This is a genomic window from Kitasatospora sp. NPDC101176 (assembly GCF_044768035.1).
Classification (GTDB): Bacteria; Actinomycetota; Actinomycetes; order Streptomycetales; family Streptomycetaceae; genus Kitasatospora.
On record NZ_JBIWPA010000012.1, the window covers coordinates 114,591 to 128,224 of the forward strand.

12 protein-coding genes and 1 pseudogene are annotated in these 13,634 nt (G+C 74.5%); 7 read left to right on the top strand and 6 right to left on the bottom strand.

Annotated elements, in window-relative coordinates; translation table 11 throughout:
• Nucleotides 1–242: 242 nt before the first annotated feature.
• Together ACIRS1_RS18915 and ACIRS1_RS18920 are read right to left on the bottom strand one after the other, a co-directional pair.
• Nucleotides 243–314, bottom strand: a pseudogene (locus ACIRS1_RS18915) (hypothetical protein); the annotation flags it as partial.
• Between the two features lie 14 nt (nucleotides 315–328).
• Nucleotides 329–568: a DUF1918 domain-containing protein gene (locus tag ACIRS1_RS18920; RefSeq protein WP_402841018.1), complete on the bottom strand. Its 240-nt coding sequence runs from the start codon at nucleotides 566–568 to the stop codon at nucleotides 329–331.
• A 400-nt stretch (nucleotides 569–968) separates the two neighbouring features.
• On the opposite strand from ACIRS1_RS18920, the gene ACIRS1_RS18925 reads away from it, so the two are divergent.
• Complete coding sequence (locus tag ACIRS1_RS18925; RefSeq protein ID WP_402841021.1) at nucleotides 969–1,586, top strand: hypothetical protein; 618 nt, start codon at nucleotides 969–971, stop codon at nucleotides 1,584–1,586.
• A gap of 10 nt (nucleotides 1,587–1,596) precedes the next feature.
• On the opposite strand, the gene ACIRS1_RS18930 is transcribed toward ACIRS1_RS18925, so the two are convergent.
• Complete coding sequence (locus ACIRS1_RS18930; protein WP_402841023.1) at nucleotides 1,597–3,957, bottom strand: glycoside hydrolase family 65 protein; 2,361 nt, start codon at nucleotides 3,955–3,957, stop codon at nucleotides 1,597–1,599.
• 257 nt (nucleotides 3,958–4,214) lie between these two features.
• Here ACIRS1_RS18930 and ACIRS1_RS18935 point away from each other — a divergent pair, with 257 nt between their 5' ends.
• On the top strand, nucleotides 4,215–6,938 hold the full coding sequence (locus ACIRS1_RS18935; protein WP_402841026.1) for a GNAT family N-acetyltransferase: 2,724 nt from the start codon (nucleotides 4,215–4,217) through the stop codon (nucleotides 6,936–6,938).
• A gap of 96 nt (nucleotides 6,939–7,034) precedes the next feature.
• On the opposite strand, the gene ACIRS1_RS18940 is transcribed toward ACIRS1_RS18935, so the two are convergent.
• Nucleotides 7,035–7,703, bottom strand: coding sequence for an MBL fold metallo-hydrolase RNA specificity domain-containing protein (locus ACIRS1_RS18940; protein ID WP_402841029.1), 669 nt, complete (start codon nucleotides 7,701–7,703; stop codon nucleotides 7,035–7,037).
• A complete protein-coding gene (locus ACIRS1_RS18945; RefSeq protein WP_402841031.1) occupies nucleotides 7,700–8,059 on the bottom strand; it encodes an MBL fold metallo-hydrolase in 360 nt (119 codons plus the stop codon). The genes ACIRS1_RS18940 and ACIRS1_RS18945 overlap by 4 nt, the downstream gene beginning before the upstream one ends.
• Before the next feature lie 157 nt (nucleotides 8,060–8,216).
• On the opposite strand from ACIRS1_RS18945, the gene ACIRS1_RS18950 reads away from it, so the two are divergent.
• From ACIRS1_RS18950 to ACIRS1_RS18970, 5 genes are all read left to right on the top strand, one after another.
• The gene (locus ACIRS1_RS18950; RefSeq protein ID WP_402841034.1) at nucleotides 8,217–8,912 is read left to right on the top strand and encodes a CBS domain-containing protein; all 696 of its coding nucleotides are present in this window, start codon (nucleotides 8,217–8,219) and stop codon (nucleotides 8,910–8,912) included.
• Nucleotides 8,913–8,921: 9 nt separating this feature from the next.
• A complete protein-coding gene (locus ACIRS1_RS18955; RefSeq protein WP_402841037.1) occupies nucleotides 8,922–9,524 on the top strand; it encodes a CBS domain-containing protein in 603 nt (200 codons plus the stop codon).
• A gap of 106 nt (nucleotides 9,525–9,630) precedes the next feature.
• A complete protein-coding gene (locus ACIRS1_RS18960) occupies nucleotides 9,631–10,308 on the top strand; it encodes a response regulator (RefSeq protein ID WP_402841040.1) in 678 nt (225 codons plus the stop codon).
• A gap of 122 nt (nucleotides 10,309–10,430) precedes the next feature.
• Nucleotides 10,431–10,727, top strand: a complete 297-nt coding sequence (locus ACIRS1_RS18965; RefSeq protein ID WP_402841043.1) for an SHOCT domain-containing protein — start codon at nucleotides 10,431–10,433, stop codon at nucleotides 10,725–10,727.
• Nucleotides 10,728–10,752: 25 nt separating this feature from the next.
• The gene (locus tag ACIRS1_RS18970) at nucleotides 10,753–11,736 is read left to right on the top strand and encodes an Acg family FMN-binding oxidoreductase (protein WP_402841046.1); all 984 of its coding nucleotides are present in this window, start codon (nucleotides 10,753–10,755) and stop codon (nucleotides 11,734–11,736) included.
• Here ACIRS1_RS18970 and ACIRS1_RS18975 read toward each other — a convergent pair.
• Entirely contained in the window at nucleotides 11,733–13,448 is a 1,716-nt protein-coding gene (locus tag ACIRS1_RS18975; RefSeq protein ID WP_402841049.1) for a GAF domain-containing protein, read from the bottom strand. The two genes, ACIRS1_RS18970 and ACIRS1_RS18975, sit on opposite strands and share 4 nt — an antisense overlap.
• Nucleotides 13,449–13,634: the final 186 nt, after the last annotated feature.

The following is a 13,634-nucleotide window of genomic DNA, read 5'->3' on the forward strand; positions in this document are numbered from 1 at the left end:
GCCGGGCAGCGGACCCGGTGGACCGCGGGGCGTGCCACCGGATCGGGGAGGGCGGGGCCGTGAGCCGGCGCGGACTCCCGCCCTGCCGCCGGTAGACCACCGCGTCGGGGCGGTCGCCGATGGCGAGCGTCAGCGCCACGGCCGCGAGCAGCACCGTGATCAGGGGGTCGCGCAGCTGGGCGGAGACCCGGGCCCACAAGCGGCACGCGGCGGTCGGCCGTGATCTCGTTCGGGCCGTGTTCGGCGAGTCGCCGTGCGGCCTCGGCAGTGGTCAGGCCGGAGACGGTGTCGGAGCCACGGGTGGAGAGGGGCACGGCGGAGGCGCCCGTCAGTCGGCGAAGAGGTGCAGGGCCGGCGGCGCGGGCGTGGAGGTGTCCTCGTGCTCGAAGTGGTGGATCCGGGCGTCCGGACCGGGGAAGTACTCGGTCACCCGGCCGTCGTCGGACCAGCGCACGTCGTACGGCGGGCTGCCGTCCGGGTGGTGCAGCCCGACGATCTCGCCGTCCCTGCGGGCCGCGCCCGGCCGGGTGCCCTGGACGATGATGCGGTCTCCCACGGCGGCTCTCATGCCGGCCTCCCTGGTTCGGTGCGGGGGCCGGGAGCGGCCCGGCCGTCCGTACCTCCAGGGGACCACCGCCTGCGGAGTGGGTCAGGGGCCGGATGGCCCCTGACCGGGACCGTTCGGCCCCGGCGGTCGGTCTGCGGAGGACTCCGACGTCGTCGCGGGGGAACTCGCCGGAGCGGCCGTAGCCGGGACGGGCTCGCGCCGCTCGCCCGGTCGTCCGTCCGGTTCCCCTGCTGCCCCGTGGTCGGCGGCGGTTCCCCGGCCGCCCGGCTGGGGACGGGTGAGCCCGCGGTGGGGGACCCTTCGGGCCCGGCACCAGGGCCGTCAGGCCCTCGGCCGACGAACGCGGGCCCGGAAGACTGATCCACGAGAGCCATGCCACCCCGGCCCGGAGGAGGCGGTCATGTCCGTCGCAGCCACCCCGCACAGGCAACCGGCCTCCCGCACGACCCTGCGGCAGCACGTCCGCCGGGCCGCCGGCCTGGACCGCAATCCGCTCTGCCGCCCGTTTGACCGGGCGTACAGCCGCCTGGTGACCGGGCTGGCCGTGACGGTCCTCGCCACGTTCGTCGTGGCGGCGGTCGCGGCGCTGGCGGTGTTCCGCGCGGAGGCGCACACCGCGGAGCAGACCGCCCGGCACCGGCACACCGTCACCGCCGTCACCACGGGGCCGGCGCTGTCGGACGGCCTGCGGGCGGGCAGCTCGCAGGCGCACGCCCCGGCCGGTTGGACGTACCCGGCCGGCCCCGGAACCGGGAGCATCGCGGTCCCGGTCGGTACCCCCGCCGGGGCGACGGTCCCGATCCGGCTCGACGACGCCGGAATGCCGGCCGGCGAGCCCAAGGGGACCGAGCGAATCCTGTCGGACAGCGTCGTGATCGGACTCGGCACGGTCGCCGTGCTCGGGTCGACGGTGGAGGGTGCCTTCGTGCTGCGGCGCCACCGGCTGGAGCGGCTGGCGGAGGCGGACTGGGAGTCGGCCTGGGAGCAGGTCGAACCGCGCTGGTCCGGGCGTCGGTGAAGGGGCGCGTTCACAGGTGGAAACGGCGGGTCTCGCCCGGCCGGATCACGGCCTGCGTGCCGCGCAGACGGATCGCCACCGGCTCCTGGCGGTCCTCGCGCAGGCTCACCGTGACCGACCGGCGGTCGACCGCGACCCCGAGACCCCAGTGGCCCCGGTAGCGCAGCTCCAGCTCCAGCCGGCCGAGCGCGGACGGCAGGTGCGGGTCGAGCCAGAGGGCGTCCTCGCGGACCTCCAGACCGGTGTAGCAGCGCTGCAGCAGGTCCACCGCGCCCGCCATGGCACCCAGGTGAACGCCCTCCGCCGTGGTGCCGCGTTGGCTGTCGCGCAGGTCGGCCACCAGGGAGTCGCGGAAGAACCGCCAGGAGGCCCGGCGGTCGGAGCGGGTGAGCACCCAGGCGTGCACCACCGAGCTGAGCGTCGAGCCGTGGACGGTGCGCCGCAGGTAGTAGTCGGTGGTGCGGCGGAGCAGCTCGTGCCCGGCGGGACGGCCGAGGCGGCGCAGCAGGTCGCGGACCTCACGGGCGGAGAACAGGAACCAGAGCATCAGCACGTCGGCCTGTTTGGACGCCTTGTACCGGTTGACCGTGTCGCCCTCGGCCTCCAGGATCCGGTCAAGGCGGCGCAGGTCGGGGTAGCGGCGCCCGTAGGCCGTCCAGTCGAGCTCGTCGAGCCGTTCGTAGCCGGCGAACTGGCTGAGGACGCCCTCGTGGACGGGGACGTACAGGTGCCGCCCGACCTCCCGCCAGCGGTCCAGCTCCAGGGCGTCGAGGGCGAGGCGCTCGCGCAGCTCGTCGCGGCGGTAGGCGGGCAGGACGTCCAGGGCGTCCTGGGCCCGCGCCAGCACCCAGGAGGCGAGCACGTTGGTGTACGCGTTGTCGTCCAGGCCCGGCCGGTCCTCCCAGGGGTAGGCGTCGTGGTACTCGTCGGGTCCGAGCACACCGCGGATCGACCAGCGTCCGAGGCTCCGGTCGTAGGTGGCGGCGGAGGACCAGAACCGGGCGATCTCCAGCAGCGTCTCGGCGCCGGCCGAAGCGAGGAAGTCCCGGTCGCCGGTGGCCTGGTAGTACTGCCAGACGTTGTAGGCGACCGCCGAGCCGACGTGGCGCTGGAGGTGGCTGTGGTCGGGCAGCCAACGGCCGGACAACGGGTTGAGGTGCAGCTGCTGGGACTCCTCCCGGCCGTCGCCGGCGCTCTGCCACGGGTACATCGCCCCGTGCAGCCCGACCTCGTGGGCCTCCCGGCGGGCGGCGTCCAGCCGGCGGTGGCGGTAGCGGAGCACGGCGCGGGCGAGTTCGGGGAAGCGGAGGTTGAGCAGCCGCAGGACGAACAACTCGTCCCAGAAGACGTGGCCGCGGTAGGCCTCCCCGTGCAGCCCGCGGGCCGGGATACCGACGTCGAGGTCGACGGAGTGCTCGGAGTACGTCTGGAGCAGGTGGAACAGGTTCAGGTGCAGCGGGGCGATGCCGTCGAAGTCGGCCTCGATCCGGCATCGGCTCCACAACTCCGACCAGCGCAGGGCGTGTTCGGACAGCAGCTCCTCGAAGGTCCCGGCCTCGGCGGCGAGCAGCCGGGCGGCGCGCAGCGGGGTCTCGATCGCCCGGTCGCGTGAGGTGTACAGCGCCACGGTCTTCTCGACCGTGATTGGCCGGCCGCACTCGGCGTCCACGGTGAGGAGGTGGGCCGTCCAGCCCTCGCGGCACTCGGTGGCCGCCTGCGCTCGGTCCGAACGCGTCCGGGCGGAAAGGGCGATCCGTAGCGGAGAGTTCGCCGCGCCGACCTCCATCCAGAGCAGCCCGTCCTCGTCCACCCCCTGCCCGACCGGGGTGAGGTGGTGCTCGGTGAGCCCTCGGTAACGGTGCACGCCGGTGTTGGCGACCCGGCCGTCCAGACCCGAGCGGACCTCCAGCCGGCCGGACCAGTTCTCCGGGGTGAACGTGCTTTCCAGGGCGAGGAGGTGCGGGCGGGACTGGCTGGCGAGGCGGCGCTGCACCAACCGGGTCCGCCGCCCCCGGCCGTCGACCACGAGCGCCGTTCGGGTCAGCACGCCCCGGCGCAGGTCCAGCTCCAGGGTCTGTTCGGCGGGCGGGCCGGCGAACCGGACGCCGTCGGACGGGCGGAAGGTCAGCGGCAGCCAGTTCGGGCAGTTGACCAGGTCCTCGTTGCTCACCACCCGCCCCGAGACCGTCGACTCCGCGCGGTCGTAGCAGCCGGCCAGGTACGTCCCCGGGTAGTGGACGCCGTCGGCGACCGACTCGGGTGCGGCGCCCCGGGTGACCACGTAGCCGTTGCCGACCGCGCACAGGGCCTCCCGCAGCCCCTCCTCGGCGGGGTCGAAGCCCCGGTAGCGGAGGGTCCACGGGTCCGGCATGACCGGATAGCCCTCTGTGGGGTGCGCTGCCACCTCACCACCTCCGTGCCGACCGGCCTGCCTCCCAGTCTGCGCACCGCGCCGCCGGGCCGCGCGTCGCCACGTCCGGCCCGCTGCCCGGTCGGTGTGTTTCCGGGGCCGTCGAGCGCGGCTGCCGCGGGACCGGAGCCCCCTGGCTGGGCCGGTCGGCCCTCCCGGAACGAAGGGTGGGAGCGGAAGCTGAAGGGGGAGAACGGCGACGGCCGAGGAGATCTGCCATGTCCACCGTGCAGCAGCCGCACAGCACCGCCGAGGCCCTGCTGGCCGACGGCACCACCGTCGAGATCCGTCCGCTCGGCCCCGACGATCACCGAGCGGTCCTCGGCCTGCACACGGCCGGGATGTCCGAGGAGAGCCGTCGGATGCGGTTCTTCGGGGTCAGCCGCAACGCACCCGAGCAGGCCGCCGACCGGTTGTGCGGGCCTCCGCGGTCCGGCCTGCTGGGGTTCGGGGCCTGGGCGGGGGAGGAACTGGTCGGCGAGGCGGACTGCGAGGTGCTGGACGAGCCCTCGGAGACGGCGGAGCTGGCACTCGTGGTGGCCGATCGCTGGCACGGCCGAGGCGCGGCCACTCTGCTGCTGGAGCACCTGGTGCACGCTGCCCGGCAGCGCGGGATCCGCTTCTTCGAGGCCGACACGCTGTTCGGCAACCGGGCCGTCCACCGGGTCTTCGCCGACCTGGGGCTGCCGGTCGAGCGCCGCTGCGCGCAGGGCGAGGTGAGGATCCGGGTGCCGCTGGACGAGCGTGACGAGCGGTACCGCTCGGCCGTGGACGAACGCGGCCGCCGTGCCGGTGTCGCGAGTCTGGCGGGGCTGCTGCGGCCGGCCTCCGTCGCGGTGGTGGGGGTGTCCCGGCGGTCGGGCTCGGTGGGGCGCACCGTCCTCGGGAGGATCCGGCGGGGTGGCTTCGCGGGCGAGGTGTGGGCGGTCAACCCGCGCGCCGGGGAGATCGACGGCCGGCCCGCATTCCCATCCGTCCGAGCGCTGCCCGCCGTACCGGACCTCGTCGTGCTGGCCGTACCCGCCGGCGCCGTCCCGGGGGTGGCCGAGGAGTGCGGCGCCGTCGGGGTGCGCGCGCTGGTGGTGCTCACCTCCGGGCTCGATGCGCACCAGGCCCGCGGGCTGATGAGGGCCTGCCGCCGGCACAGCATGCGCGTGGTCGGGCCGAACAGCCTGGGCACGGCCCAGACCGATCCGGCCGTCCGGCTGGACGCCGAGTTCGGGGGCGCGTTCCCCAGGCCCGGCAGCGCCGGGATCGCCGTGCAGAGCGGTGGCGTGGGGATCGCCCTGCTCCAGCGGCTGGCCTGGCTGGGCATCGGGGTGTCGAGCTTCGTCTCGCTCGGCGACAAGTACGACGTCAGCGGAAACGACCTGCTCCAGTGGTGGGAGGCCGACGACCGCACCGACCTCGCGCTGCTGCACCTGGAGTCCTTCGGCAGCCCGCGCGCCTTCGGCCGCACCGCCCGCCGGGTGACCCGGACGATCCCGGTGCTGACCGTGGACGCCGGACGCTCCACCGCCGGCCGCCGGGGCGCGGCCTCGCACACCGCGGCCGCCGCCACGCCGACCGTCACCCGGGAGGCGCTGTTCCGGCAGGCCGGCATCACGGCCACGCGAAGCATCGATGAACTCGTCGAGGCCGCCGCCCTGTTGCACGCCCAGCCGCTGCCCGCTCCGCGGGGTGCGGTCGCCGTGGTGTCGAACGCCGGCGGCATCGGCATCCTGGCCGCGGACGCCTGCGCCGATGCCGGGCTGCTCCTGCCGGAACTCCCGGTAGGCCTCGCTGACCTGCTGCCACCCGGTGCCTCCGTGCGCAACCCGGTGGACACCACGGCGGCGGTGACCCCGGTCGAACTCACCCACCTCCTCAGGGCATTGGAGCGTGAGCCGGGCATCGACGCGATCCTGGTGTGCCTGGTGCCGACGGCGCTCGGCGTCACACCCGACCGCGATCCGGTGTACGCCCTGCTCGAGGGGCCGGCCCGGCGCCGCATCCCGATCGCCGCCGTCCTGCTCGACCAGCAGGTGCCCGTGTGCTACCGGACGTGCGCCGACGGGGGCGTGCTGCCGGTCTACTCGGACAGCGTCGCTGCGGCACGTGCCCTCGGTCACGCCCGGGACCGCGCCCGGTGGCTCGCCGAACCGGCCTCCGCCGAGGCGGACCCGCCCGACTGCGACCGGCGCACTGCGGGCAGCCTGGTCGACCGCTACCTCGCCGTCCACCCCGAGGGCGGCTGGCTCGATCCGCTGTCGACCGCAGACCTGCTGGAGGCCTACGGGCTGCCGCTGACCACCTCGGTGTGGGCGCGCGACGAGCACGCGGCGGTCGCAGCCGCGAGGGGGCTGCGCCGGCTCGGGCACGAGGGGAGGGCGGCGCTGAAGGCGTACTGGCCCGGTCAGGTGCACAAGAGCGCGCTGGGCGCCGTCCGCACCGGTCTCGCCACCGATGCCGAAGTACGCTCCGTGTACCGGGAGTTCGCTCGGCGGTTCGGCCCGGAGTTGGCCGGAGTCGTGGTCCAGCCGATGGCCGCGCCCGGCATCGAGCTCCTCGCGGGCATCGTCCAGGACCAGGTCTTCGGTCCGCTCGTCGTGCTCGGGATGGGCGGCACCGCCGCGGATGTCCTGGCCGACCGGGCGGCCCGGCTCGCCCCGCTGAGCGAGCGCGACCTGACCACCATGGTCGCCGAGCTCTGTTGCGCGGCGCTGCTGTCGGGAACCGGCGGGGCACCGCCCGCGGACCTCGCCGCGGTCCGGTCCGTCCTCGCCCGGCTGTCCCGGCTCGCCGAGGACTTCCCGGAGGTCGTCGAGGCCGACCTCAACCCGGTCGTCGTCCGCCCGGACGGCGCCGTCGGCGTGGACGCCCGGGTCCGCCTGGAACGCCGGCCGTCCTTCGACCCCTACCTGCGGCGGCTACGGCGCCCGGCGGTCGCCGAGGGGGAGTGACCACCGCGAAGCAGGGCATCTTCGACGGCAGGCCGCGCGACACATTCCCGCCCTCCGGTCCTGCCCGACCGCCCGGCCTCCGTACGTCGGCTCGGGTCAGCGGACGAGCACCCGCTCGCCCGAGCGCGGCACCACGGCCGTCCAGCCGAGTTCGCGGTCGATCCGGTCCCGCAGCGCCTCCGAGCCCTCGGGCTCGCCGTGGACGAGGTAGACCGCGCTGGGCGGTGGTGCCGGGCGCAGCCATTCGACGATCTCGGCGGCGTCGGCGTGCGCGGAGAATGCGGGCACGTTCACGACCTCGGCACGCACCGGGACGTAGGTGCCGTACATCTTCAGGGCGCGGGAACCGTCGACCAGATCCCGGGCGCGGGTGCCGGCGGCGGCGTAGCCCACCACGACGACGGTGTTGCGGGCGTCCGGGAGCATGCGGGCGAGGTGGTGGACGACGCGGCCGCCGGTGGCCATGCCGGAGGCGGAGACGATGACGGCGGGTCCGTGCGCGTGCTGCAGGCCGAGTGATTCCTGGAGGGAGCGGATCAGGGTGAACGGCTGCGGGTCCAGGGCACTCGGGCCCTGGGCGACGATGCCGGGGCGCAGTTGGGCGGAGCCGTCGGCGAAGGCCTCCCGGTAGATCTGCAGGGTGGCCAGCGCCATCGGGCTGTCCACGTAGACGGGGACGTCGGCCGCCAGTCGGCCGTTGCGTCGAAGCTCGGTGAGCTGGTGCAGCACGACCTCGGTGCGGTCGACGGCGAAGGACGGGATCACGACGGTGCCGCCGCGAGCCAGGGTGCGTTCCAGCGCTTGGGCGAACCACTCGCGTGCGGCGGTCTCCTCGTGGTGCCGGTTTCGAGTCGGGGAAGGTACCCGCAGTGGTCCAGGTGGGCGTGGGTGAGTACGACGGCCTGGACGTCGGCGGGGTCCAGGGGGAGCGGGCGCCGGTTGCGGCGGCGCAGCTCGGCCAGGCCCTGGAACAGGCCGCAGTCGATCATCAGGCGAGCGCGGTCGGTCTCGACCAGGAACTTGCTGCCGGTGACGGTGCCCACGCCGCCGAGGAACGTCAGCAGGCCCGGCCGGGGCTTCGGTCGGGGTTCGTCGGTGGCCGTCGTGATGTCCGTCGCCATGGCCGCCTCCAGCGGGACTCGGGGTCCCATCGTCCCGCCGTTCGGCAGTGTTGTCCTGGGCCGAACCGTACCCGGCGGCATGGACCGTCCGGCCCTGTCCGGCGCCCTTCGACGAGCGGACATTGGAGGCGGGACCACCTCAGGAGGAGTGAGGACGATGCAGCACCGCAGCGTCAACGACGTGATGACCCACGAGGTCGTCACCGCCAGGCCCGACACGGCGTTCAAGGAGGTCGCGGCACTGTTCCACCGCAACGACATCACCGCGATCCCGGTGATCGACGATCAGGGCCGGCTGCTGGGCATGGTGTCCGAGGCCGACCTGCTCCGCAAGGAGGCCGTGCTGCCGGATCCGGAGGGTCGTTTCCCGGGCCGCTGGCTGGACGCGAAGGACCGTGCCCGCGCGGAGGCCGAGACCGCCGGCGGGCTGATGACCAGCCCCGCGGTCACCGCCCGCCCAGGCTGGTCGGTTCCCGAGGCCGCCCGGGCCATGGACAAGCACAAGGTCAAGCGTCTGCCCGTGGTGGACGAGGTGGGCCGTCTGGTCGGCATCGTCAGCCGCCGCGACCTGCTGGAGGTCTTCCTGCGCCACGACGCGGCCATCCGGGACGAGATCGCCCACGACGTGCTCGGCCAGACCCTCTGGCTCGCCCCGGGGGACGTCCAGGTGGCGGTCGACGACGGCGTGGTCACCCTGAGGGGGCGGCTGCCGCGCCGGAGCCTGATCCCGATCGCCGAGCAGCTCTGCCGCGGAGTGGACGGAGTGGTCGCGGTCCACCACACCCTCGACTGGACCGAGGACGACACCGCCCCGGCCGTGGAACACCCCCGCGCCTACCGCGCGGCGTCCTAGGAGGTCATCGTGATCAGCGCACCGAGCACCGTCGCCGACGTGATGACCCACGCGGTCGTGGCCGTGGGCCGCGACGCGGACTTCCGCGAGATCGCCGACACCCTGCAGCGCTGGCGGGTCAGCGCGGTCCCCGTGCTGACCGGCGACGGCCGGGTGGTCGGAGTGGTCTCCGAGGCCGACCTGCTCACCGCCCGGGACGGCGACGGCGAGCGGGCCGACGCCCTGACGGCCGGGCGGATGATGTCCGTCCCGGCGGTCACCGTGCACCCCGGCAGCCCGATCAACGAAGCGGCGCGGGCGATGGCCCACGGCCACCTCAAGCGGCTGCCGGTCGTGGACGACGAGGACTACCTGGTGGGCATCGTCAGTCGGGGCGACCTGCTGAAGGTCTACCTCGACGACGACCGCGAGCTCGCCGACCGGGTCCGCTTCGAGCTGGTCGCCACCCTCGGTCCGGCCGCCGTCGTGAATACCGACGTCCGCTCCGAGAACGGCCGGATCACCCTGTCCGGCGACCTGCCCGACGCCCTCTCCGCGCCGGTCCTGGCACGGCTGGTGCGTTCCGTCCCGGGCGTCGTGGGCGTCGAACTACGGCTCGCCGCGGCGGCCTGAGCAGACCGGTCGCCGCCGAACCGCGCGGCCGACCGCGGTGCGCGGGCAGGTCCGGGCGCGCAGAATCGGTGATGTCGCCGCCCGCGCACACCCAGGGAGCCAGGACATGGACACGCCCCAGCCCGTACGGGTGTTCCTGCTGGACGACCACGAGGTGGTCCGGCGCGGTGTCCGTGACCTGCTGGAGGCCGAGCCCGACATCGAGGTCGTCGGCGAGGCGGGCACCTGCGCGCAGGCCATCGCCCGGGTACCGGCGCTGCGTCCGGACGTCGCCGTCCTCGACGTCCGGCTGCCGGACGGCGACGGCGTCACCGTCTGCCGGGAACTCCGCGACCGGATGCCCGACCTGGTCTGCCTGATGCTGACCTCCTTCGACGACGACGACGCCCTCCTCGACGCGATCATGGCCGGCGCGGCCGGCTACGTGCTGAAGCAGGTCAAGGGCGCGGACCTGGTGAGCGCGGTACGGACGGTGGCCTCCGGCCAGTCGATGCTCGATCCGGCCACCACCCGCCAGCTGATGGAGAGCCTGCGCCGCCACGAGGAGAGCGAGTCGGACGCGGCCCTCGCCGGCCTCACACCGCGCGAACGGGAGATCCTCGCCCTCGTCGGTGAGGGAAAGACCAACCGGCAGATCGGCCGGGAGCTGTACCTCGCCGAGAAGACCGTGAAGAACCACGTCTCGCGCCTGCTCGCCAAGCTCGGCGTCGAACGCCGCCTCCAGGCCGCCGTCCTCGCCGCCCACGCGGAGCAGCCCGAACACCACCACCAGCGCCCGCAGTGAGCGTCGCGATCACGGCCGTCGGACCCCGGCGATCGGACCGATCGGCCCAAGCGCGGATCCGGGACCGGGCCGCACGGTGGAGGTGAGGCAGCAGCCTCACCCACCCGGCCGAGGAGCCCGTGATGATGTACTGGAACGATCATGGAATGAACGGCTGGGGCATCGGCCTGATGACCGTGAGCATGCTGCTCTTCTGGGCGCTCCTGGCCGTCGGTGTGGTCGCCCTGGTCAGGTACGTCGGCCGCACGACCCAGCACCACCCCACGGCCCCGCCGCCCACCGGCGCCACCGACCGGCCCACCCCGGACCGGCCCACCCCCGAGCAGGTCCTCGCCGAGCGGCTGGCCCGCGGCGAGATCGACCACGACGAGTACCGGCAGCGCCTGGGCGTCCTGCGCGGCGGGCCGGGCTCCGGCTGACCACGCCCCGTCCCCGGAGAGCGCCATGACCACCCTCACCCTCGACGCCGCCGCACTGGAGAAGCTCGTCTCCGCGGCGGTCGCCGCGCCCTCGATCCACAACAGCCAGCCCTGGCGGTTCAGACTCCAGCCCGACACCTCGACGCTGGAGGTCCGTGCCGCCCGTGAACGGGCGGTCCCGGCCGCCGACCCCCGGGGCCGGGCGATGCACATCTCCGTCGGAGCGGCCGTCCTCAACCTGCGGATCGCCGCCCGCCACCTCGGCTGGGCCCCCGACGTGCGGCTGCTCCCCGACCCGGCCGAGCCCGACCTGTTCGCCGCCGTCGGCCTCGACACCCCGGCTTCGGCGATGCCGCCCGGCACGGAGGAGCTCTACGAGGCGATCTGGCACCGCCACTCCGTCCGCACGCCCTTCACCGACGAACCCCTCGCGCCGGCGGTACTCGACCACCTCGTGGCGGTCGCCCGAACGGAAGACACCGCCCTCCGGCTGCCCGACCACGACGAGACGGCCCGGCTGCTCCACCTCACCGCCGAGGCCGAACGCCGCAACACCACCGACGAGGCCCAGCGGACGGAGAGTCGGACCTGGATCCGCAGCGGGAACGTGCCGCCCTACGGCGTCCCGGCCGGTGCGCTCGGCCCCCAGGACCGCATGGGTCAGCTGCCCATGCGGGACTTCGCCGCCATCCGCCCCGCCGAACACCGGACGCCCGCCACCTTCGAACACGAGCCGCGCATCGCCGTGCTCACGACGGAACGCGACACCCCGACGGACTGGCTGCGCGCCGGGATCGGCCTGGAACACGTCCTGCTCGCCGCCACCGTCCACGGCGTCCGCGCCTCCCTGCTCCACCAGGCGATGGAGTGGCCCCACCTGCGCTGGGAGACCCGCGATCCGCGCCGACCCCCCGGCTACGTCCAGATGCTGATCCGCCTCGGTTACGGTCCCGAGGGCGCCCCCACGCCCCGTCTGCCCGCCGGGGACGTCCTGGAGGGGGAGGCCTAGGGTTTCGGCAGCGGCACCCGCCACTCCAGTGCGGTGCCGCCCTCCGGGCGGCGGCGGGCGGTGAAGGTGCCGCCCAGAGCGGCGGCGCGGTCGGCCAGGTTGGCCAGGCCGCTGCGGCGGCCTTCTTCGGGAAGGCCGACGCCGTCGTCCGTGACGGCGACGACCAGCTCGGGTCCGGCGGTGACCGACACGCCGACCGCACCGGCCTGCGCGTGGCGGGCGGCGTTGGACAGGGCCTCCTCCAGGACGGCGACGGCGGCGTCGGCGATGTCGGCGGGGACGGTGACGTCGATCAGGCCGGTCATCCGCAGGGCCGGGGCGAAGCCGAGGGCGCGGGCGGCGCGTTCGGCCACCTCGACGAGCCGGGCCCGAAGGCCGGCCGCCGCCGGGCCCGACTCGCGCAGGCGCAGGCCGAAGATGGTGGCGCGGATGGTCTTGGCGGTCTCGTCCAGGTCGTCGATCGCCCGCAGGACCCGATCGGTGGCCTCGGGGTGCTCGATGAAGCGCGTGGCGCCCTGGAGGGTCATCCCGGTGGCGAAGAGGCGCTGGACCGCCAAGTCGTGCAGGTCACGGGCGATCCGGTCGCGTTCCCGCAGCAGGGCGATCTGTTCGGAGTCCCGGCGGTGCTCGGCAAGCTCCATCGCCACCGCCGCCTGGCCGGCGAAGCCCAGCAGCGGCCTGGACTCCCCTTCTTCGAACAGCGGCGCGCCCGCCGCCCGGGCCAGCATCAGCACACCGCGGATCCCGCGTTCGGAGGTGCCGATCGGTACCGCGACCGCGGGCCCCAGGCCCCGCCAGCGCGGTGGGCCGACGGTGATCCTGGGGTCCTTCCGGACGTCGGGACTCACCACGAGCCCGCCGGTGCGCGCGGCCGTGCCGACGAACGAGCCCTCCACCGGGAGCACCAGCCCGCGGTGCTGCTGCGCGCCGAGACCGACCGCGATCCGCACCTCCAGCTCACCGGTGTCCGCCAGCGGCAGAGCGACGACGGCGAGATCCGCGCCGGCGATATCGGTGGCCCGGGCGAGCAGCAGGTCCAGCACCTCCTGCTCCCCGCTTCCGGAGAGCAGGCTGCGGGTGATCTCGGCGTTCGCCTCCAGCCAGCGTTGCCGCTGCCGGGCCCGGGCGTAGAGCCGGGCGTTGTCGATCGCAACGCCGGCGGCGACGGCCAGGGTCGCGAGCACCGACTCGTCCTCGGCGTCGAACTCGGCGCCGCCGCGCTTCTCGGTGAGGTAGAGGTTGCCGAAGACCCTGTCCCGGATCCGGATCGGCACGCCCAGGAAGGTGCCCATCGGCGGGTGGTTGGCCGGGAAGCCGTAGGACGCGGGGTGCTCGGAGATCCGCGCGAGCCGCAGCGGCTCGGGGTGGCGGATCAGCTCACCCAGCACCCCGTGGCCGGACGGCAGCGAGCCGATCAGCCTGACCTCGCCGTCGGTGACGCCGACCGGGATGAACTGGGAGAGCCGCTGGTCCTCGCCGATCACGCCGAGCGCGCCGTACTCGGCGTCCACCAGGGTGACCGCCGCCTCCACGATGTGCCGCAGCACCTGGGCCAGCTCCAGATCACGGCCCACCGCGAGCACGGCCTCCAACAGGCTGTGCACCCGGTCGCGGGTACCCCGGGCCGCGTCCAACCGGCCCTGGAGCTCGTCCAGGAGCTCGTCCAGCCGCAGCTTCGGCACTGGGGCGGACTGCTCCGCATCGCTGCCCAAGGAATCCTCCGTGCCTCGCCCGACGCCACTGACCAGCCTAGGCGCGTACTGGTCGGCCTGCCGGGGGCCAGGGGCCCGTCGGCCCGGCAGGAGGACCCCACCGGGCCCCTGGCGGCCGCCACCGTCGCGCAGAAGGCCGGAGGAACGAGCGGAACCGCACACCCGGGGTCATCCCGGTGAGGTCGG

What these genes read in the sequence shown, in the direction of transcription:
- ACIRS1_RS18925 (WP_402841021.1), top strand. Translation starts at nt 969, where the DNA reads ATGTCCGTCGCAGCCACCCCGCACAGGCAACCGGCCTCCCGCACGACC.
- ACIRS1_RS18930 (WP_402841023.1), bottom strand. Translation starts at nt 3,957, where the DNA reads ATGCCGGACCCGTGGACCCTCCGCTACCGGGGCTTCGACCCCGCCGAG.
- ACIRS1_RS18935 (WP_402841026.1), top strand. Translation starts at nt 4,215, where the DNA reads ATGTCCACCGTGCAGCAGCCGCACAGCACCGCCGAGGCCCTGCTGGCC.
- ACIRS1_RS18945 (WP_402841031.1), bottom strand. Translation starts at nt 8,059, where the DNA reads ATGGCGACGGACATCACGACGGCCACCGACGAACCCCGACCGAAGCCC.
- ACIRS1_RS18960 (WP_402841040.1), top strand. Translation starts at nt 9,631, where the DNA reads ATGGACACGCCCCAGCCCGTACGGGTGTTCCTGCTGGACGACCACGAG.
- ACIRS1_RS18965 (WP_402841043.1), top strand. Translation starts at nt 10,431, where the DNA reads ATGATGTACTGGAACGATCATGGAATGAACGGCTGGGGCATCGGCCTG.
- ACIRS1_RS18950 (WP_402841034.1), top strand. Translation starts at nt 8,217, where the DNA reads ATGCAGCACCGCAGCGTCAACGACGTGATGACCCACGAGGTCGTCACC.
- ACIRS1_RS18920 (WP_402841018.1), bottom strand. Translation starts at nt 568, where the DNA reads ATGAGAGCCGCCGTGGGAGACCGCATCATCGTCCAGGGCACCCGGCCG.
- ACIRS1_RS18970 (WP_402841046.1), top strand. Translation starts at nt 10,753, where the DNA reads ATGACCACCCTCACCCTCGACGCCGCCGCACTGGAGAAGCTCGTCTCC.